Below are 21056 nucleotides of genomic sequence, written 5' to 3'. Positions count from 1 at the left end.
GAGAGATATCGGTAACCGGCATTTACGCTGTGACGTAAATACCGGCAGAAGGGAGGAGTGTGATTAAGCCGTCGTTTGGCGGCTGCGCCGCAGCATAACGGCCAGCTGCCAAAGGTTAATAAGGACGATAATCGCCGTGGCGATAAACACCCAGCGGAAGCCGGCCATTGCCGATACCGAGGCGCCAATCAGCGGCCCGACCACGTTCCCCAGATACATAAACGACTGGTTGTAGCCGAAGATGCGTCCGGTAACGCTATCGCTGCAGTATTTGAGCAGCAGGGTTTGCACCGCGGGCAGCATCGCGCCGTCGGCAAAGCCAAGCATGAAGCGCAGCACGCCCAGCTGCAGCGGCGTGGTCACGAACGACATCGCGAAGAACATCACCACCGCGCAGCACAGCGTCGCCAGCAGGATACGCGAGGTTCCGATCCGATCGCCAAGCTTGCCTAAACGCGGGGCCGAGATCAGCGCCGAAACGCCCGGCACGGCGGCAATCATTCCGGCGAGGAAGGCAATATTATTACTCTCCGGGGCCATCGATTTGATAAACAGCGCCAGAATCGGGCCGATTGAACCGTTGCACAGCTGGATCACCAGGGTCGTGAAGAACAGGCTAATAACCAGGCCAGGATACGGCAGCGAAGCAAATACCTCTCTGCCGCTTAAGCGATCCGCTTTGTTGACCTGCGGGCGCACGCCCTCTTTAATCAGGAACAGCGTCACCAGGAAGCTCACCGTCAGCAAAATGGCGGTAATGATAAATACCATTCGCAGCCCAACGTGGTCGGCAAGGAAGCCCCCCAGCAGCGGTCCGCCGATTACGCCGCTAATTTGCGCCGTCGACAGGGTACTGAGCGCCCAGCCGCTGCGCTCTCGCGGTACCTGGGAGGCCACCAGCGCCATCGCATTGGGAATATAGCCGGAAGTCAGCCCCATCACCGCACGCAGGATAAACAGCTGCCAGACGTTAGTCGCAAAGGCCTGGAGCAGGATGGCAATCGCCATCCCCAGGGAGGCGCGCAGCAGCATCAGCTTGCGCCCTTTGCGATCCGCGAGGCTGCCCCACATCGGCGAAACGATGGCCGATACCAGGAAGGTGACGCTAAAGGTCAGGCCCGACCACATCGACAGCGCCTCGTGAGAGGTGACGCCGAGCTGGGAAACATAGAGCGGCAAAAACGGGAGAATTTGGCTGATTGCCAGGCCGGTGAAAAAGCACCCGAACCAGACGGAGATAAGATTAACCTTCCAGGATTCCATAACTACGCGTATTCATTAGTTTTTTGTGAATTATTATCTAGCTTAGCAATTTCCCTCAGCGGGCGTATTACCAGAGATGCGCTAGCGATCAGTTTAGTATTTTATCGCTCCATATCCCGATTTATAAAATATTATCAGAGCTAATCGCCGGAGCCTCAGCGCGTTGTGCTGAGGCTCCGGCACCGGCGGGCATCGGTTTCCGCCCTCGCCTGCCGATCCGCAGCGGCGGTTGAACAGCTTTTAACCCCCTGCGATCTGCCGCAGAGATTCTGGCAGCCACGCCGTCATTGCGCATGCTATGTTATGTGCTTTGATGTAATCAGGATGGAAGTTGAAATGGCTAAGATGAGGGTTGGGATCGTTTTTGGCGGCAAGTCGGCAGAACATGAAGTGTCGCTGCAGTCGGCGAAGAACATCGTGGAAGCAATTGATAAATCGCGCTTTGACGTCGTTCTGCTGGGGATTGATAAGCAGGGTATCTGGCATATTAACGATGCCGGTAACTATCTGTTGAACCCGCAGGATCCTGCCCGTATTGCGCTGCGTCCCTCTGATGTCACGCTGGCACAGATTCCCGGTCGCGAATCCGGGCAGCTGATTAATGCCGACAGCGGCCAACCGCTGGCCGCCATCGACGTCATTTTCCCGATAGTGCACGGCACTCTGGGAGAAGACGGCTCGCTGCAGGGTATGCTGCGGATGGCTAACCTGCCCTTCGTCGGCTCGGACGTGCTCGGCTCCGCCGCCTGCATGGATAAAGACGTCACCAAACGCCTGCTGCGTGACGCCGGCCTGTCTATCGCGCCGTTTATTACCCTGACCCGCGCCAACCGCCAGCGTTTTAGCTTCGCTGAAGTGCAAAGCACGCTCGGCCTGCCGCTGTTTGTCAAACCGGCCAATCAGGGCTCGTCGGTGGGCGTCAGCAAGGTGAACAACGAAGAACAGTATCAGCAGGCGGTCGCGCTGGCCTTTGAATTTGACCATAAAGTGGTGGTTGAACAAGGGATTAAAGGCCGGGAGATCGAGTGCGCGGTATTGGGTAACGACGCTCCTCAGGCCAGCACCTGCGGCGAAATCGTCCTCAACAGCGAATTCTACGCCTACGACACCAAATACATTGACGACCAGGGAGCGAAAGTCGTCGTTCCGGCGGCCATCGACGGTGAAGTTAACGATAAAATTCGGGATATTGCCGTTCGTGCCTATCAGACGCTCGGCTGTAGCGGCATGGCGCGCGTCGACGTATTTCTGACGGCAGATAATGAAGTTGTTATCAATGAAATCAACACGCTGCCAGGATTTACCAATATCAGCATGTATCCCAAACTGTGGCAAGCCAGCGGGCTGGATTATACCAGCCTGATCACCCGCCTGATTGAGCTGGCGCTGGAGCGTCACGCCGCCGATCGGGCGCTGAAAACTTCGATGAACTGATGAGATTGCCCCGGCGGCGCTGCGCTTGCCGGGGCGACAGGTTTACGGCCCGGTCGGCTGGATAACCCGCAGCGCCCTAAGCTTCCTCTGCCGGACGACGGCGAATAATAAACCCCGCCAGCCAGAAACTAATGACCCAGGTCACCAGCCCGACGGCATAGGATTGCCAGCCCTGAGTTTCAAACCCCAGCAGCCCCACAACGCCATTCAGAATAAAAATTAACCCCAGCGCAATAGCGTAATAGTGCCAGTCACGGCGAATTTTCTCAGTGAGCTTCATGACAACTCCAACGGCAAAAAAATCATCTTCGCACAGGCGCAATCCGCGGTCTGTAGCGACGTTGAGAATTATTTAACAGTGGGAGATGGCTCTCCATTTCACAAATTTTTAGCACGCTCGCAAAGTGGCAAGTTCAGGAGTATTCCTGGCCGAAAATTACCAGCAATCTGATACTGGATAGCGCCCTCCGCTGCCAGAATAATCGCCGTGTAGCCGGTGTAAAAAGCGGCTGAGAAGTGGAGTACGGAGGTTATATGGCAGAGTTTGCCTTTTCAAAAGCGCTCTTTGGCAAAAAAAGAAGGAGCCCGCTGACCAGCAGCAATATCGCCTACGGACTGTTTGTGCTGTTCTGCTTCTGGGCCGGGGCGCAAATGCTGAGCATGCTGGTGCACGCGCCCGGCGTTTTTGAACACTTAATACAGGTCCAGAACACCCACCATCCGCGTATAGAAATAAGCCTGGCGGTAGGGACAGTATTTGGCCTGGTCCCCTTTCTGTCTGGCTGCCTGCTGGTCGCTCTGCTCGGGCTGATCCTGCGCTGGCGCAATAATCGCTAACGACGCGCCATGCAGCTGGCGCGCCTGTCATCAACCCGCTTAGCGAACCAGGCTGTCGTCAGGTTTCGCGTAATTTTAGGGCTTTCGAGCTGAATACCGGGGAGTATTTCTCGCGGCACGGCCTTGCCTGCTTTCCGATCGGCAAGGCGGAAAATCTGCTGATAGAGGTCGGTTTTTTCAAACGCCAGGCTGTCGCCTTTTTTCAGCTGACGGTGAATATCGTCATCGCTCATCGCCAGCTGTCCGGCTACGCGCCGCACCGCCAGTTCCGTGCTTCCCGCCTCATCGCTGTCGTAGCGAATCAAATCCCCGTCCAGCGCCAGCTTCACGCCGCTAACTTTGCTGACCGCATGCTGAAATGCGGCATTGCGGCTGGCGTACCAGCCGGCGTTGAAATCAGCAAAGCGATACAGCGGCACGCTATAGTTCGCCGGATAGTTCAGCAAATGCCGGGTGCCAAACCACAGGCCGCCGCGCAGGCTGAAGACCTCCTTGCGCACGGTACCCTCCATTTTCCACGGATAGCCATCGGTATGCTGCTGGGCGAAGGCGATGCTTACCTGCATCGGCCCGCCGGTATGCACCGGATTGAGGGAGCCAAACAGGGTCTGGCCCATCGGCACCATGTCGATAAAATCGTCAAATACGGCGCTTAGCTGCTTCTCCGTTTTCACGCTATCCAAGCGTTCGCTGTAGCTTTTACCATCAGGCGAGGGAATTTTTAGCGCGGTATGCACGACGAACAGCGGAATGTGCATTTTCTCCGCCCGGCGGTCTATCTCCTGCCAGGCGATTTTATTCAGCCCCGGCACGACCGGGTCTGACTGATAGTTGGATTCCTGCTGGGCCACCGCCAGCACCGAACAGACGTTTTCTTCCGTCGGCGCCAGCTTCTGGCTTTCGAAGGCTTTAGCGATCGCCTGCGCCCATTGGTCACGGTCCTTCACGCTGGCCGGCATTTTTTGCCGTACCACGGCGGCAACGTCCACGGGCTTTTCGTCTTTTTTTAGCGCCGGCCCCTGATTGCTGGTACAGGCGCTGAGAACCATCCCCGCCAGGAGCGTCAGGGAGAGCGAAACGATACGGGTAGAGGCTGCTGCCGCCATAATCCTTCCTTGAGATAATTAACCGAGCGTTTGCGTCACTTCACTCAGCTCTTTGCCATCGAGTTCACGTTCAAAGCTGCGCAGACGTTTGTAGATGGACATCAGTTCCACCAGCGTAGTCCAGGAGCTGATCAGGTACTGGAACGAACCGCGCACCTGGCCAAATACGTTGGTTATCTGCGTCATCAGGCCCAGCGTAATGGTACCGGCAACGATCGACGGAAACAGCAGGAACAAACCGAAAACGTTATCAACCTGCAGATAGAGAATGCGCGCGATGTTGAAGTACATATAGTGGAAATAAAGGCGGAAATAGTTACGGCGTACGGCGCCAAACAGCTCGCGTACGGTCGGCGGCGTCGCGCGAGCGGCGTCGTCTTCGCCGTACACCAGCTCTTTACGATAGGCCGCCTCAACGCGCTGGTTTTTAAACTCGAGGCCCGGAAGCTTAATCCCCACCACCGCCAGCATACCGGTTCCCATCAGCGACCAGACGATCGCCGCAATCACCAGGCCATACGGCAGGTGGCCGACAATCGGCAGGTCCGGCACGTGCTCGGACAGGGTCACCAGCACCGGCAGGAAGGCAATCAGCGTCATCACCGCGTTGATAAAGCTAACGCCCATATCCTCAAGGGTAGAGGCAAAGCGCATGGTATCTTCCTGCACACGCTGGGCCGCACCTTCGATATGGCGTAAGTGGTGCCAGTGCGCCATGTAGTGTTCGTTCATCGCGGTGCGCCAGCGGAAGACGTAGTGGCTGACGAAAAAGTTGTTCATCACGCCGATAATGACCGCAATGAGCGCGATGCCGAGGAATACGCCGATCTCCTGATAAAACTGGTTGATGCTGACCTTATGCGGCGTGGCCAGCGCGGACTGAATCAGATCGTAGAACGGCGCGTACCAGGCGTTAATCGCCACCCCGACTTCGACCATAAACCAGGTGACGAAGATAATCAGCGCGGTGCCGAGGATCGACCAGTACTGCCAGCGATGCGGACTGTAGATAAACCAAAACAGAGCAAACACGCCGACGCAGAACATATAGTAAACGTAGAACAGCAGATAGTTCAGCGACCAGAAACGCGCGGCGCTGATGGCCACGTTTTGCGAGGCTCCGGTTAAGCGCAGCAGCCAGTCGCCGCCGCCCGCCTGCCAAAAGATCACCGCCAGCAGTGACCAGATAAAGGCAGAGATAAAAAACGGCCCCGGTTTGGGGAAAAAAGATTTAAACATCATGCTCTCCTGCTAACTTCTTATCGTTCTGATTATGCTGTGTACCACGACAATGCTCGCTGCAGATCGGCAGCGGCAAAGAAAGGCAACCGGATGATGAGACCGGATATCAGCAGCTTAGTTCGTCTGCCAATCGCTAAGAATTGTTTCTATGGGTTTCACGCGTACAGGATTGCCGGGGACGGTCAGCGTGCGCCAGACCTCGTTATAGTGGGCAATCAGCGTTTTCGCCTGCGCCGCAGCGCGGTTGGCGGTGGTGTGCGCATCTTCGGCAACGGTAATGGCATAGCCGCGGCTGGCGCCGTTTTTGATGGTGGTATCGACGCAATAATCGGTTGCGCAGCCGCAAATGACGAACTCTTCGATGTTCAGGTCGCTCAATAGCTGTGCAAGGCGGGTTTGATAGAACGCATCGCAGGCGGTTTTGGTGACATACAGCGATCCCGCCGGCTGCTCCAGTTCCGCCAGCAGGGCGAAACCGTCGCTGCCCTCTTCCAGCCCGCCGTCTTCCGCGTGTTGAATGAAAATAACGCGATCCGCGGCGCGTGTCAGGCGGTTAATGTGCGCGACGCAGCGTGCTCGCTCAACCCGCGGCGTCGCAAAGACGCCATTTTGCATATCGACTACCATTACCACCCGCTGAGTCGCCATCTCTCTCTCATCTCCCGATTAATCAAACGCTAATCATACCCGCCCGCCGGGGAAAGCGGATATGCTGATACGCAAAAAAGTCCTTTTTACGCACCGTTACGTTTTTCCGCACAATATTGACGTTATTCCCGCCTTGCTCTGCCTCGCTTCGTAGTATAAATACGCTCTATATCTCTTTTCATCATATGGATACCCCCGTTGAAACGTAGTCTGCTCATTTTTGCTGCGCTGTGCGCGGCGTCGTGGACATCGGTCCAGGCTGCTCAACCGAGCGTCGATCCGGAATTTGCCTCCGATATTGTCGACCGTTACGCCAACCATATCTACTACGGCAGCGGCGCTACCGGCATGGCGCTGGTCGTCATCGACGGCAACCAGCGCGTTTTTCGCAGCTTTGGCGAGACGCGCCCGGGCAATAATGAACATCCTCAGCTGGATTCCGTCATCCGCATCGCCTCATTGAGTAAACTGATGACCAGCGAAATGCTGGTGAAAATGCTCGATCAGGGAGTGGTTAAGCTTAACGATCCGCTGAGCAAATACGCTCCGCCGGGCGCTCGGGTGCCGAGCTATCAGGGCACGCCGATTACGCTGGTTAACCTGGCGACGCATACCAGCGCCCTGCCGCGTGAACAGCCCGGCGGCGCGGCGCACCGCGCGGTCTTCGTCTGGCCGACCCGCCAGCAGCGCTGGGAATGGCTGTCGACAACGTCGTTGAAAGCCGCGCCCGGCTCCCAGGCCGCCTACTCCAACCTCGCTTTCGATCTGCTGGCGGACGCCCTTTCGAACGCCGCTGGCAAGCCTTATCCGCAGCTGTTTGAAGAGCAAATTACCCGCCCGCTGGGCATGAAAGACACCACCTTTACGCCATCGCCGGATCAATGCGGCCGCCTGATGGTCGCCGAGAAAGGGGCCAGCCCGTGCAACAACACCCTGGCGGCGATCGGCAGCGGCGGCGTTTACTCCACGCCGGGAGATATGATGCGCTGGATGCAGCAGTTCCTCTCTTCTGATTTTTACACCCGCGGCCAGCAGGCTGACCGCATGCAGACGCTGATCTATCAGCGCAGCCAGCTGACCCGCGTTATCGGTATGGACGTGCCGGGGAAAGCCGATGCGCTGGGCCTTGGCTGGGTTTATATGAAGCCGAAGGACGGCCATCCGGGCATTATTCAGAAGACCGGCGGCGGCGGCGGATTTATTACCTATATGGCGATGAACCCGCAGGCTAACGTGGGCGCCTTTGTGGTGGTCACCCGCTCTTCGCTGACGCGCTTTAGCAATATGAGTAATGGCATCAATGACCTGGTCAGCGAATTGAGCGGGGAAAAGCCGCTGGCTGTTCCCGAATCCTGATTAATATTCTGAAGGCAAATGGTTGATGCTAACCAGTTTGCCTTTATCCATTTCGATATAGCCGCCCTTACGGAGAGCAGCAAGCACTTCGGCCACCACGGAGCGCGAAATACGCGTTTTTTGATGGATATAATTCATAACGCCAATACGAAAACGTAATTGCTCGTCCCAGTCAATCATCGACAGCAGCGTTGCGCGAATTTGCTCATAGGAATTATTACCAATTAGCTGCAGGTCGCGTAGCTCCATAATACGATTATGCCATACCAGCCAGCAGAATGCGTCGCGCCACAAATTATTCTGGTCGATTATTTTAATCGCCTGCGAGGAAGGCAGATGATATCCAGTACACTCCCCCTCAGTCATGATTTTATATTTAACCTCATTTTTCATGACCCCATCGGCCAGCCCGATAATAAAGGGGGCCTGAGCGATACCAACCAGAATATTTTCACCTCTGCGCAGAGAGATCACGCCGGCTAAAATAACTACCGTTTTGTCACAATGTATATCATTCGAAAATACCATCTGCTTTTTACTACAAAATTCGAAGTGAGTGCCGTATTTTGACAAGCATTGATCCAGCTGATCAAATTCATTAAGCGGTTTACTCAGTGATAACATTTATGCATTCCTGACAATAATGCCCGTCAAATCCTTGACGGGCATACTCTTAGATTAAATAACCTTTAATGTTTTATCACTGCAAACAATCTTACCAGGTGTATTTAACGCCGACGTTAGCAGCCCAGTCCTGATCCACATCCCCGCCACCGAGGTAACTCACATCGGAGTAGGCGCTGAAGTTGCGGGTAAAGCTGAACTGAGTACCCAGCCCAACGCGTACCGCAGAACCTTCGGTGCCGTTATCGATAGAGTCACCGTTTACCTTAGCGTTGTTGTCGGCATCGTCATAAACATAGGCCAGCTTGAAGTAAGGCGTCAGGGCCTGATCGCTACCGTAGGTAAAGGTGTAGCCCGCATCAACGCCCAGCTCATAGCGCATGCTGTCGTAAGACTGGCCGCCCACTTTCATGCCGTTGCTCAGGCGGTAGTCGTCCCCGGACTGGAACAGGCCTGATACGCTGCCGTAAGGAGTTACATACCCTGCATTACCCAGCTTCCGGTCGTAACCCAGTTTCAGACCGAAGCCCCAGGCATCGGAGGAAGTACTGCCGTCCACGAACTGGCCGTTGCTCATATTGGCAGACAGCTGGTTGCTGAAGTGAGAGTAGTTCAGAGAACCGTCAACGAAAACGTTGTTTGCAAAGCGAGCGGACGAGTAGATATAGGCGGTCTGGCTGTCCTGATCCACCTGACCGCTGCGATCGCTCAGGTCGCCTTTCACGAAGCCCGCGGCGGCACCGACGATCCACTGAGCATGGTTGCCATCAATTTTGGTATCCAGACCCAGCATGGCGCCGTTCACGTTCTGATCGTAGCTGATGGTGTCATTGTCGCCGCTGAAGCTAGCGCCTAAATAGCTGCCCCAGGCGCCGCCGTTATCCGCCAGACCATGCCGGGAGTGGGTCAGACGAGTCGCCACGGTATCCTGCTGCAGATTCCAGATATTGCTGTTAGCGGACGGGATGCTGAGCGCCATGTTCGCATAATCGGTCAGCGCCCTCTGCTGCATCACAACCAGGTTACCTTCCTGCTTAGCCTGCCAGGTGTAGGCACCCAGATCGGCTTTGTTTGCCGCAGAGAAGGTGGCGGTGCTGCTCTTGTCGTTAACATAGATCAGCTCTTTGCCTTTGTAATCGGCAACGGAGCCCGTACCCGCCGCATTATCAATGCGAACCTTGAAGTTGCCGGTGGCTGCCGCAACGTTGTCGCCCGCGTTATCCACTTCGGACTGGTCGAAAGAGGTGTCGGAGTCACCATTGCCGTTAATGGTCAGATGACCATCGGAGTTCATGGCGATGGTGCCGTAGCCGTAGTTAGGCTTAGCGGTATCGTTAGTACGATCGTTGGTTAAATCGGCATTCAGCACGAAGCGATTGCTGTGAACATTAAACACGCCAGCGTGTACTTTCCCGCCGGCATCCGTCGAGCTGGTCAGATTCAGCGTATCGGCCTGCATCGCGTACGCCGTGCTGTTGCCCACATCGAGAATACCATCGTGGGTAACGTTGACGATGTTGGCATACAGCGCGGCATCATCCACGCCCCAGCCAGCAGAGACATCGTCGGCAATCATTACGGTACTGTTGTCGACTGTCAGCGCGTGGGTCGCCACATGGCCATCTTCATCGATCTTCAGGGCAGAACCACCGGTCAGGGAGATGGTGTCGGAAACCAGGGTGGAATCCGCTACGTTCACGACAGAACCGCCGTTGATGCTCAAAGTATCAATTAGCGACGTTTTGGTGGTATCCCACCGTGAACCGCTGTTCAGCGTCACATTGAACAGACCGCTCTGATAGACTTCATTGCCGACAACGTGACCGTTTTCATTATAGGCCGTGTCGCTGTTGCTGAGACCATAGGTCGACCACGGCCAGAGGCTGTTCGCTGCGACATCAAGCAGCGTTGCGGTTGCTTCGGTGCCTTCGGCAAAGCTGTCGTAAACGCCATCGCCATCAGAATCAACCTGATGTGTGGACATCGCTGCCCCCACCCACTTGCTGCCGTTATTCAGCGTGACATCCATACGGTCGGTGCCGTCCCAGCCGTTAGTGTCTACGGCAGAGTTGGTATCCCGGTAGCTGTCCGCACCGCTCGGGAAGAAATTGTGGTCAAAGTTACTGGAAAATAAGATGTCCCCCATTAAGGTAGAGTTAGTGAGGTTAACCGTCGTCTGCATTGCGTTATCCGCATGCGGATTGGCGATCGCCGAGATCGCGACGTCATCAGCATTAAAACCGGCATGACCACTCGCACTAAAGTCAGTACCGCCGTAATCGCTGGCGTTATTGTTGTTGCCGAACCAGCCAGAGGTACCTTCATCCGACCATGAGCCAGACGTCACGGTAGAATCCGTTACATTGATCGCGTTGTGAAACACTTCGCTGCTGTTGACGCCGGTACTGACGGTATTGTCGTCAATATCTCCCCACTCGTAACCCTGAGTCAGGGTTATGCCGGCAACATGGGAGTTATTTTTGACGACCAGATCAACCTCCTGATCCAGCGTAATGGCCGTCCCCAGATCGTAAACGTCAACAACATGCGTATCTACGGAACCATCGGCGTGCGTGCCGTTGTAGGTATAGTGCTCATAGTTATCATCAATGGTTGAGTTATCAACGGTCAGCGCCAGGCGGTCATAAACATAGCCGGTAGCGTCACGACCCGCGCAGTCGGTGGTCATGCACTCAGAGGTGATCATCCCGTGGATGGTGCTGTTTTTAATGGTAAGGCTATTGCTGTTCGCGTTGGTAGCAAGACCATCATCCAGATAGTAAGTAGAGATCACGCCATTCACGACAGATTTATTGATTACCGGATAAATGTCACCGTTATAAACACTATCCGCCGCATAGTTATTCCAGCCTACATAACCATTATAGTAAACGCCGTCAGCATAGCTGGCGTCATTATAATGTTTAAATGTCGTGTAGTTGGTTCCAGATATATCATTAAAAGCACTTGCCTGAGAGGTGATTGCCAAAGTGCAGGCTAATGCTAATTGTGAAACTACAAATTTCTTTTTCCAAGGGTGCATTTGTCATCCCTCCTCAGGGACGTAATATAGTTGATCCATCAATTATCAATACTGAGAAGAACATTATTATGCTTCGCGGAACGATTATGCGGCGTCACCAGTTAAAGGTTCAATTATTCTTTAGCCAAAGTCCGAAACCGGACAATATCTTCATCGGGATTCTTTCTGGTGAGGGATAATTAAAATCACTATTTTCAGAGGATTAGAAATGCAAAATCAAACATATAACAAACAAATATATTAACCCACAAACAGAACATCAGTGAATAAACAGCTCAGCGTCTTAATTCCGCATAAAATCAACAAGCCGCCTCGACATTTAAAATAATCAACAAAACAAAAACATCACCTGCGAATATAAACATTCGTCATGCGTATTAAATTTCGGTGCTCATTATTATTGTCAGCGCCATCCGGCGAGGGGGATTTTAAGCCACTTTCGTAAAACGTCGGCCCTCAGGTTCAGGTATACTGCAGTCTTTCATTTCACAAAATCAGGCAAACCATGACAGATTTAATCACTCGCCCGCGCCGCTTGCGTCAGTCCGCTTCGCTACGAGCCATGTTTGAAGAGACAACACTGAGTTTGAATGACCTGGTGTTGCCGATCTTTGTTGAAGAAGAAATCGACGATTACAAAGCCATCGAAGCCATGCCCGGCGTGATGCGCATCCCGGAGAAGCACCTGGCGCGTGAAATCGAGCGTATCGCCAACGCCGGCATCCGCTCGGTTATGACCTTCGGTATTTCCCATCACACCGATGCCAACGGCAGCGATGCCTGGAACGAAAACGGCCTGGTCGCGCGGATGTCGCGTATCTGTAAGGAGGCGGTACCGGAGATGATCGTGATGTCCGATACCTGCTTCTGCGAATACACCTCCCACGGCCACTGCGGCGTACTCTGCGAGCACGGCGTAGACAACGATGCGACCCTGGTGAACCTCGGTAAGCAGGCGGTTGTTGCGGCAGCGGCCGGCGCTGATTTTATTGCGCCATCCGCTGCGATGGACGGTCAGGTACAGGCTATTCGCCAGGCGCTGGACGCCGCTGGATTTACCCGCACGGCCATTATGTCTTACTCCACTAAGTTTGCCTCATCGTTCTACGGCCCGTTCCGTGAAGCGGCGGGTACCGCGCTGAAGGGCGATCGTAAAACCTACCAGATGAGCCCGATGAACCGCCGGGAAGCGATTCGCGAGTCCCTGCTGGATGAAGCCCAGGGCGCTGATTGCCTGATGGTGAAACCGGCCGGCGCCTATCTTGATATCCTGCGCGATATCCGCGAGCGCAGCAATCTGCCGCTCGGCGCCTACCAGGTCAGCGGTGAGTACGCGATGATCAAATTTGCCGCCCAGGCGGGCGCCATCGATGAAGAAAAAGTGGTTCTGGAAAGTCTTGGCGCCATTAAGCGCGCCGGCGCGGATCTGATCTTCAGCTATTTCGCCCTTGACCTGGCCGAAAAGAAAATCCTGCGTTAACCCCGCTACCCGTTCCACGCCGCAGGCCGCAGGCCGGGAATTTTCCTGACCTGCGTCGCGCTTTCGGGTCTGCCAATACCGAATCTTCACCCAACTGCAATATAAGCGACACTTCCGCCTTCTACTGTCTCGGCAGGACGGAGGAGGAAGCGCTATGTTTAGTCTCGATCATGTACTCGACGACCTGTGGCCTCAGGCCAGGCCCGCCGCCTGGCAAAAGAAGCTGCTAAAAAAACTGCTCCATGAGGAAGAGTTTCAACAATTTGCCGCCCGCCATCGCCATCTGAAGGGGCTCGATACGGTCGAACAGGTGCTGGAACACCTTAATATTCGCTGCGCTATTCCGACGCACGATTTGGAACAAATTCCTGAACACGGCCCGCTGGTGATCGTTGCCAATCATCCTACCGGTACCCTGGACGGCCTTGCGCTACTTTATGCCGTCTCCCGCGTTCGTCGCGATGTTAAAGTCGTGACCAACCGCCTGTTGACCCACCTTGAGCCGCTCAGCTCACTGTTCATTCCGGTCGATAATATCAACGGCCGCACCGCTAAAGCCGCGCTGCAGCAAATGGATCGGCAGCTACAAAACGGCGGCGTGCTGATCTTTTTCCCGGCAGGTGAGGTCTCGCGCCCGACGCGCCGGGGGATCCGCGATAAGAAATGGCACCCCGGCTTTATCAAGCTGGCGACCAAATATCGCGCCCCGCTGCTGCCGGTGTGGATCCGCGCGCACAACAGCGCCCTGTTCTACGCCAGCACCCTGCTCTCAGAAAACCTGCCGCTACTGCTGCTCATGCAGCAAATGTTTCGTCGCCGCAACAGCAGCCTGCCGATCGGCATTGGCCAGCAGATTGCCTGGTCCAGCTGGTATAGCCCGCAGATGTCTCCTCGGGAGCTGGCGGATCGATGCTATCGCCACGTCGAACTGATGGGCAAAGGTCAGGCGGGCATATTCAAAACGGAAAGCGCCATCGCCCGCCCTGAAGATCGGGCGCTGATAAAACGCGAGCTACACCGCGCGGAGTGTCTGGGGCACACCGCCGACGGCAAAACCATCTACCTGTGGCAGCGCAACGGTCAGGACGACGCCCCGCTGCTGCGCGAGCTCGGCCGCCTGCGGGAGATCGCTTTCCGCGCGGTGGGCGAAGGTAGCGGCAAACGTCGCGACGTCGACGGCTACGACGATGATTATCTGCACCTGATTCTGTGGGATGAAGAGGATCTGGAAATCGTCGGCGCCTATCGCTTTATGCCTACCGCAATGCAGCTGGAAAAGCGCGGGCTGGAGGGCATTTACAGCTATAGCCTGTTCCATTACGACCAGCGGATGGAGGATATTCTCCGCCACGGTATTGAGCTGGGGCGCAGCTTTATCCAGCCGCGCTACTGGGGACGACGCGGGCTGGATTATCTGTGGTCGGGGATCGGCGCGTACCTCGCACGCTACCCGCACTACCGCTATCTGTTCGGCCCGGTGTCGATTTCCGGCGGCCTGCCGCCAGCGGCCCGCGATCTGCTGGTGGCCTTCTATCGTCTGTGGTTCCCGGCGACCCACCCGCTGGCGGAGTCGCGCCGTCCCTATCCCGCTTCGCTGCCCGACGTGCTGGCGCAGTTTAGCGGCGAGGATTATGCCGAAGATCTCACCCGCCTGAAGTCGCTGCTCGGTAATCTCGGCTGCGCCATTCCGCCGCTGTATAAGCAATATTCCGAGGTGTGTGAACCGGGCGGCGTGCAGTTTATCGACTTCGGCAGCGACCCTGATTTTAACAACTGCGTGGACGGGCTGGTGCTGGTGGATTTGACGTTTTTAAAAGCCAACCGCTATCAGCGCTATATCGGCGCGCATCTGTAATCAGCCCGGCCTGCGGCGCGCTGCCGCAGGTTTTAACCGGCGCGATAGTACGGCTTATCGCCGAGGATCGTCGCCCGATGCATAATGCGCCGCTGCGGCAGATAATCGGCGTTGGCGTAATGCTGGGTGACGCGGTTATCCCAAATCGCCACATCGTTCGGCTGCCAGCGCCAGCGCACCTGAAACTCCGGTTTCGTTATATGGCTAAACAGGAAGTTCAGCAGCGCCTCGCTCTCTTTCTCCGTCACGTCAACGATGCGCGTGGTAAACCCTTCGTTAACGAACAGCGCCTGCCTGCCGGTCACCGGATGAGTGCGCACCACCGGATGCAGCAGCGGCGGGTTCTTCGCCACCGCCTCCAGCCAGCGCCGGTGCTCCTCTTCGCTGTTGCGGTATTTATACTCCGGGAACGATTTACGGAAATCATGCTCCGCCCGCAGACCACTCAATAGTTGACGAAAAGGTGCGGAAAGCGCTTCGTACGACGCGACGCCGCTGGCCCACAGGGTGTCGCCGCCGGTGGACGGCAGCTCTTTTGCCGCCAGAATCGCGCCGGCAGGCGGCGTCTCGATGAAAGTGACATCGGTATGCCAGTTGTCGTTATCCGGCGGATTATCATCATGGGTGTCGAGCACGATAATTTCGTCGACGCCGGGCGCGTGGGGATAGACCGGATGAATATGCAGATCGCCAAAGCGTAGCGCAAAATCACGCTGCTGCTGCGGGGTAATATTCTGCTCGCGCAGGAACACCACCTGATGGCGCAGCACCGCATGATACAGTTGCTCAAACTGGTTATCGCTCAGAGGACGCGCGAGGTCCACGCCGGCTATCTGCGCGCCAATATAGGGCCCCAGCGGGGTAATGCTCAGACGTTCACTCATTGTACTTCTCCATGCCAGGGCGTCAGGCGGCGCTGCAGCGCGCGCAGCCCCAGTTCCAACAGAAACGCAATAATCGCAATCACCGCAATCCCGGCCAGCACCACGTCGGTTGCCAGAAATTCGCCGGCGGATTGCACCATAAAGCCTAACCCGCGGGTGGCGGCAATCAGCTCCGCGGCCACCAGCGTTGACCAACCCACGCCAAGACCAATGCGCAGGCCGGTGAGGATCTCCGGTAAAGCGCCGGGTAAAATAACCAGCCACAGCACCTGCGCGCGGCTGGCGCCTAATGACTGCGCGGCGCGAATGCGCACCTGCTGGGCGCTTTTCACCCCCGCCAGCGCCGACATCGCCACCGGGGCGAAGATCGCCAGATAGATCAATAAGATCTTCGACGTCTCGCCGATGCCGAACCAGATAACCATCAGCGGGAGATAGGCCAGCGGCGGCACCGGGCGGTACAGCTCAATTAAAGGATCGAGAATGCCGCGCACCGTCGGGCTGAGCCCCATCGCGATCCCCACCGGAACGCCGAGCAGCACCGCCGCCAGCAGCGCTATCACGATCCGCGTCAGGCTCGCCGCCAGATGCTGCCAGAGGGTGGCATCCATAAAGCCCTGCGGGCCGGCAATGGTTATCAGCTTGCGCAGCACCTGGCCCGGCGGCGGCAGAAACAGCGGGCTAATCAGCTGTAACGCCGCAACGGCCCACCAGATAGCCAGCAGCACCGCCAGCGTCGCCACGCTCAGCGTCAGCTGACGGGAAACAGGCCAGCGCCACTTCAGCGGCCGCCGACGCGGTTTATCATTGATGACCACGCTCATGAGAAGGCCTCCCGTTGTTCAAATACCCGGCTCAGCACGTATTCACGCTGCTCGATAAACCGCGGATCGGATTTAATGCTGCGGCAGGACTCACCGGCAACGAAGCGGCGGCCAAAGTCGAGCGGCAGTCGCTCCAGCACCTGCCCCGGGCCGGGCGACAGCAGCACCAGCTCGGTGGCCATAAACACGGCCTCTTCAATATCATGGGTGATAAGCAGTACCTGCTTGCCGGTCTCGTGCCACAGGCCGAGCAGCAGGGTTTGCATCTGTTCACGGGTAAAGGCGTCCAGCGCGCCGAACGGCTCATCAAGGAGCAGCAACTGCGGGTTGGCCGCCAGCGCTCTGGCAATCCCCACCCGCTGGCGCTGGCCGCCGGAAAGCTGCCAGATAAAGCGTTTTTCCGCCCCTTCGAGACCCACCTTCTTCAGCATCTGCGCCGCCGTTTCCCGGCGGAGCGCTTTGTCCACGCCCGCCAGCTGCAGCCCCAGCGCCACGTTATCCTGCACGTTACGCCACGGCAGCAATCCTTCATGCTGAAAGACCACGCCGCGTTCGGCGCCCGGTCCCGTTACGCGCTGCCCTTCAAGGACGATGCTGCCGTGCTGATAAGGCACGAATCCGGCAATCAGGTTCAGCAGCGTGGTTTTACCGCAGCCCGACGGTCCAAGAACCACCAGCAGTTCGCCGCTGTCCAGCGTCAGGTTGATATCCGCCAGCGCCGGTTTGCCGCCGTAGTCGGCAAAGAGATGCGAGATTTGCAGCATCGTGACCTCCTTATTTCACAAAACGGTCGGTAACGTACTGGCTGTAATCGGCGCCGGCATCGGGTACTTTGCCCTGCTCTTTGAGGAACTTAGCCGTATCGATAATCGCTTTGTTCACCGGTCCGTTCAGCTCCTGCGCCTGCTGCGCCGCGGTCAGGTAGGTATTGCCCTTCACCAGCCCCGGGACGTCCGCATCCGGCACGCCGCTTAAGCGCGACAGCTTGCTGATATTTTCCGGCTGCTTCAGCCATGCATCAGGGTTAGCGATGTAGGGCTGCTGGGCGTCGATAGCGCTCTTCGCAAAGGCTTTCACAATCTCAGGATGCTTCTCGGCAAAGTCTTTACGCACCACCCAGACGTCCAGCGTCGGCGCACCCCACTCGCCGACCTGAGACGAATCGGTCAGCACCTTGCCCTCTTTTTCCAGCGCGTTGACCGCAGGGGCCCAGACGTAGGCGCCGTCGATATCCCCGCGCTGCCAGGCAGCAATAATCGCCGGCGGCTGCAGGTTGATAATCTGTACCTGGCCCGGCTTAATGCCCCAGTGCTTCAGCGCCGACAGCAGGCTGTAGTGGGTGGTGGAGATAAACGGCACCGCGATGCGCTTACCAATCAAATCTTCGGGTTTAGTAATGCTCTTTTTCACCACCAGCGCTTCGGAGTTACCGAGCTTTGAGGCCAGCAGGAAGACTTCAATCGGCACCTGCTGACTGGCGGCTACCGCCAGCGGGCTGGAGCCGAGGTTGCCGATCTGGACATCGCCGGAAGCCAGCGCGCGTACGATGCTCGCCCCGCTGTCGAACTTGCGCCAGTCAACGGTCGCACCGCTCTCTTTGGCAAAGGTATTGTCAGCCTGAGCGACTTTCGCCGGCTCGGCAGAGGTTTGATACGCCACGGTGACGTTGACCGCCTGCGCCTGAAAAGCGGCGAAAGCCAGGGCGGCGAAAAGTGTAATGCGCGATGCGTGTGCCATAGTGTCTGCTCCCCTTCGTTGTTATGGGTGCAGTATTTCCGGCCTGATGCGTTTGATGAAGTAATTAAAAATTCTGGCTAATAGCCAATCGTCATTAGAAAAAAACTGGCAAACGATAGTTAAAAATGGGGATTGAGTAGCAGAAGCGCTGGCCCGGTAAGCATAGCGCGAGCGGGGAGATCCCCGGCCGGCGACGCGCTGCGCCGCGGCCGGGAGACCGGTCAGCGTTTGGCCGCCAGCGCGGCAATATCTTTCGGCGTGGTGCGGCAGCAGCCGCCAATCAGTTTTGCCCCCGCCGCCAGCCACTGCGGCAGATACTCGCTCAGGGCGATGCAGGACTCGCCGTGATGGTGCCAGGTTTTACTCACCGCGTCGTAATGCTCCCCGGAGTTGGGATAGACCACCAGCGGCAGCGCGGTCAAACCGTGCAGGTGCCGTAACGCGGCGGTGGTGTTCTCCAGGGCAATACAGTTAATGCCCAGCGCCACCACCTGCGGATAGTGCGCAAGCGCCGCCACCACTTCGCTCAGCGGCGTGCCGTCGCTGAGATGCTCAGCGTCGCGCAGGGTAAACGAGAACCAGGCGCGAGCGCGCGGGTACGCCGTCAGCAGCGCCGCCAGCGCCTTAATTTCGGCAAATGACGGCAGGGTTTCGCAGGCCAGCAGATCGGCTCCGGCATCGAGAAGCGCTTCAACGCGCGGGCGATGGAAGGCCTGAAAATCCTCCGCGCTGCGCTGATAATCGCCGCGATATTCCGAACCATCGGCGAGATACGCGCCGTACGGCCCCACCGAACCGGCGACCAGCAGCGTGCCGGCCTGCGGGTTTTCCGCAAGGTACGCCTCCCGCGCTTTACGCGCCAGCTCAACGCTTTTCCCAATCAGCGCTTTCGACTTCGCCTCGTCCAGCCCGCAGGCGGCGAAGCCCGCCGGGGTTGCCTGATAGCTGGCGGTGATCGCGACCTGCGCTCCGGCGCGGAAATAGTCCAGGTGCACGTCGCGAATCAGCTGCGGATTTTCCAGCAGTACCCGCGCTGACCACAGGCTATCGGCCAGGTTACAGCCGCGCGCTTCCAGCTCCGTCGCCATCGCGCCGTCGAGCAGCACAAAGGGCTCGCGGGCAAGGATAGAGGTTAACGGGTTAATCTGCGACATGCTGTTGCTCCCTGTTAAGTTGTCGTGCGTGAGTCAGATACCAGACACCATAGCACAGTGCCACGAAGGGAATTCCGCACCACAGCGCAATTCGCTGACTGGGGTCAAACGCCAGGCCCACGCAGGCCACCAGGCATAAAATGAACCCCAGCACCGGCACCAGCGGATACCAAGGGGCGCGATAGTGCAGCTCGCTCAGGGCTTTCCCCTGCTGGAGATGGCGACGACGGAACATAAAGTGCGAGGCGCAGATGCTTAGCCACACCGCTACCACCGCAAAGCCGGAGATCGCCGACAGCGCGACAAATACCGTATCTGGCGCAATAACGCTGGAAAACAGCGCCAGCACGCCGCCGAGCATGCTCACCGACAGCGCGGTCAGCGGCACGCCGTTCCTGGTCACTTTGGCAAAGCACGCCGGCAGGGTCCGTTCGTTCGCCAACGACCACAGCATCCGCCCGGAGGCGTAGAGGCCGGAGTTGGCCGCCGACAGAATCGCCGTCAGGATCACGAAGTTAAAGATATCCGCCGCGTAGGGAATGCCAACCTTTTCAAAGACCAGCACAAACGGGCTTTTCTCCACCCCCGCCTGCTGCATCGGGATCAGCGCCGCCAGCACAAACACGGTGCCGATAAAAAAGATAATCAGCCGGGCGATGGTGGTTCGAATGGCGATCGGGATGACCTTATGCGGGTTTTGCGTTTCACCCGCCGCGATGCCGATCAGCTCGGTACCGGAGAAGGCGAAGTTCACCGCCACCATAGTCATCAGGATCGGCAGGCCGCCGTGCGGGAACCAGCCTTCAGAGGTCAGGTTACGCAGCCCCGGGGCCGGCGAGCCGTCCTGCATCGGGATAATGCCGAATATCGCCGCCCCGCCGAGAATAATAAAGGCGATGATGGTGATGACTTTGACCAGCGAGAACCAGAACTCGCCTTCGGCAAAGAAGCGGGTAGAGATGACGTTGAGGATAAAAATCACCGCGCAGAACACCACGCACCATACCCACACCGGCACCTGCGGAAACCAGTACTGCATACAGAAACCGGCGGCGGTAAAGCTCGAACCGAGCGCCACCGTCCACGTCAGCCAGTAGAGCCAGGCTACCGTGTACCCCGTTGCCGGGCCGAGATAGCGGGCGGCGTAGACGTGAAACGCGCCGGTCTCCGGCATCGCCACCGACAGCTCGCCGAGGCACTGCATCACCAGCCAGACCACCAGCGCGCCAATCAGATAGGCCAGCAGCGTTCCCGCCGCCCCGGTGGTAGAGATGATATAGCCGGTATTAAAGAACAGGCCGGTGCCAATCACGCCGCCCAGCGAGAGCATGATCAGGTGGCGGGTTTTCATGGTGCGCTTCAGCGGCTCACCCTGCTGCGGTGTACTTTGCATATTACCTTCTAAACGTATGGACATCTAAACATCCAAAGAGGTGCAGTTATACCGCGCCGAAGATGAAATTGCAAAACTAGCGCCGGTTTTCACGCCGTTTTACGGGCGTTTGCCCGAAAAACGAGCGCTGAATCTGGGCATTTAAACGACAAAAGGCAAAACGTGATCGGCATAAA

General features: G+C 57.1%; 18 protein-coding genes. 5 read left to right on the top strand and 13 right to left on the bottom strand.

Annotated elements, in window-relative coordinates:
• Positions 1-63: 63 nt before the first annotated feature.
• The gene (locus GO007_RS00225) at positions 64-1263 is read right to left on the bottom strand and encodes a multidrug efflux MFS transporter (RefSeq protein ID WP_095094273.1); all 1200 of its coding nucleotides are present in this window, start codon (positions 1261-1263) and stop codon (positions 64-66) included.
• A gap of 336 nt (positions 1264-1599) precedes the next feature.
• Here GO007_RS00225 and ddlA point away from each other — a divergent pair, with 336 nt between their 5' ends.
• The gene (gene ddlA, locus GO007_RS00220; RefSeq protein WP_095094271.1) at positions 1600-2697 is read left to right on the top strand and encodes a D-alanine--D-alanine ligase; all 1098 of its coding nucleotides are present in this window, start codon (positions 1600-1602) and stop codon (positions 2695-2697) included.
• Between the two features lie 76 nt (positions 2698-2773).
• On the opposite strand, the gene GO007_RS00215 is transcribed toward ddlA, so the two are convergent.
• Positions 2774-2977, bottom strand: coding sequence for a DUF2754 family protein (locus tag GO007_RS00215; protein WP_095097897.1), 204 nt, complete (start codon positions 2975-2977; stop codon positions 2774-2776).
• A gap of 254 nt (positions 2978-3231) precedes the next feature.
• On the opposite strand from GO007_RS00215, the gene GO007_RS00210 reads away from it, so the two are divergent.
• A complete protein-coding gene (locus GO007_RS00210) occupies positions 3232-3534 on the top strand; it encodes a DUF2755 family protein (RefSeq protein WP_095094269.1) in 303 nt (100 codons plus the stop codon).
• On the opposite strand, the gene GO007_RS00205 is transcribed toward GO007_RS00210, so the two are convergent.
• The 3 genes from GO007_RS00205 to GO007_RS00195 all read right to left on the bottom strand — a co-directional run bounded on the left by GO007_RS00205 (position 3531) and on the right by GO007_RS00195 (position 6530).
• The gene (locus tag GO007_RS00205; protein ID WP_095094267.1) at positions 3531-4640 is read right to left on the bottom strand and encodes a DUF1615 domain-containing protein; all 1110 of its coding nucleotides are present in this window, start codon (positions 4638-4640) and stop codon (positions 3531-3533) included. The genes GO007_RS00210 and GO007_RS00205 overlap by 4 nt on opposite strands.
• Before the next feature lie 18 nt (positions 4641-4658).
• The gene (gene sbmA / locus GO007_RS00200; protein ID WP_095094265.1) at positions 4659-5879 is read right to left on the bottom strand and encodes a peptide antibiotic transporter SbmA; all 1221 of its coding nucleotides are present in this window, start codon (positions 5877-5879) and stop codon (positions 4659-4661) included.
• A gap of 117 nt (positions 5880-5996) precedes the next feature.
• Complete coding sequence (locus GO007_RS00195; protein ID WP_095094263.1) at positions 5997-6530, bottom strand: isochorismatase family protein; 534 nt, start codon at positions 6528-6530, stop codon at positions 5997-5999.
• Between the two features lie 198 nt (positions 6531-6728).
• On the opposite strand from GO007_RS00195, the gene ampH reads away from it, so the two are divergent.
• Positions 6729-7886, top strand: coding sequence for a D-alanyl-D-alanine-carboxypeptidase/endopeptidase AmpH (gene ampH / locus GO007_RS00190; protein WP_095094261.1), 1158 nt, complete (start codon positions 6729-6731; stop codon positions 7884-7886).
• Here the strand turns inward: ampH and iprA are convergent, their stop codons facing one another.
• Positions 7887-8510, bottom strand: coding sequence for a hydrogen peroxide resistance inhibitor IprA (iprA, locus tag GO007_RS00185; RefSeq protein WP_095094259.1), 624 nt, complete (start codon positions 8508-8510; stop codon positions 7887-7889).
• 91 nt (positions 8511-8601) lie between these two features.
• Positions 8602-11553: an autotransporter adhesin EhaB gene (gene ehaB / locus GO007_RS00180; protein ID WP_095094257.1), complete on the bottom strand. Its 2952-nt coding sequence runs from the start codon at positions 11551-11553 to the stop codon at positions 8602-8604.
• 505 nt (positions 11554-12058) lie between these two features.
• Here ehaB and hemB point away from each other — a divergent pair.
• Together hemB and olsF are read left to right on the top strand one after the other, a co-directional pair.
• Positions 12059-13033, top strand: a complete 975-nt coding sequence (gene hemB, locus GO007_RS00175) for a porphobilinogen synthase (protein WP_095094255.1) — start codon at positions 12059-12061, stop codon at positions 13031-13033.
• Between the two features lie 154 nt (positions 13034-13187).
• Positions 13188-14888: a bifunctional ornithine lipid synthase OlsF gene (gene olsF, locus GO007_RS00170; protein WP_095094253.1), complete on the top strand. Its 1701-nt coding sequence runs from the start codon at positions 13188-13190 to the stop codon at positions 14886-14888.
• Positions 14889-14920: 32 nt separating this feature from the next.
• Here olsF and tauD read toward each other — a convergent pair whose 3' ends face one another.
• The 6 genes from tauD to mmuP form a co-directional block, all read right to left on the bottom strand.
• Positions 14921-15772, bottom strand: a complete 852-nt coding sequence (tauD, locus tag GO007_RS00165; RefSeq protein ID WP_095094251.1) for a taurine dioxygenase — start codon at positions 15770-15772, stop codon at positions 14921-14923.
• A complete protein-coding gene (gene tauC / locus GO007_RS00160) occupies positions 15769-16596 on the bottom strand; it encodes a taurine ABC transporter permease TauC (protein ID WP_095094249.1) in 828 nt (275 codons plus the stop codon). The genes tauD and tauC overlap by 4 nt, the downstream gene beginning before the upstream one ends.
• Positions 16593-17360 carry a taurine ABC transporter ATP-binding subunit gene (tauB, locus tag GO007_RS00155; protein ID WP_095094247.1) on the bottom strand — a complete coding sequence of 256 codons (768 nt, stop codon included), beginning with the start codon at positions 17358-17360 and terminating at the stop codon, positions 16593-16595. The genes tauC and tauB overlap by 4 nt, the downstream gene beginning before the upstream one ends.
• Before the next feature lie 10 nt (positions 17361-17370).
• A complete protein-coding gene (tauA, locus tag GO007_RS00150) occupies positions 17371-18333 on the bottom strand; it encodes a taurine ABC transporter substrate-binding protein (RefSeq protein WP_041144238.1) in 963 nt (320 codons plus the stop codon).
• A gap of 221 nt (positions 18334-18554) precedes the next feature.
• Positions 18555-19487, bottom strand: a complete 933-nt coding sequence (gene mmuM / locus GO007_RS00145) for a homocysteine S-methyltransferase (RefSeq protein WP_095094245.1) — start codon at positions 19485-19487, stop codon at positions 18555-18557.
• A complete protein-coding gene (mmuP, locus tag GO007_RS00140) occupies positions 19474-20880 on the bottom strand; it encodes an S-methylmethionine permease (protein WP_095094243.1) in 1407 nt (468 codons plus the stop codon). The genes mmuM and mmuP overlap by 14 nt, the downstream gene beginning before the upstream one ends.
• Positions 20881-21056: the final 176 nt, after the last annotated feature.

Origin of the sequence: Klebsiella sp. 10-1 (assembly GCF_009758445.1) — a bacterium.
Taxonomy (GTDB): Bacteria; Pseudomonadota; Gammaproteobacteria; order Enterobacterales; family Enterobacteriaceae; genus Klebsiella; species Klebsiella scottii.
Note: the sequence above shows the minus strand (reverse complement) of the source record. Positions and strands in the feature narration are given on the sequence as shown.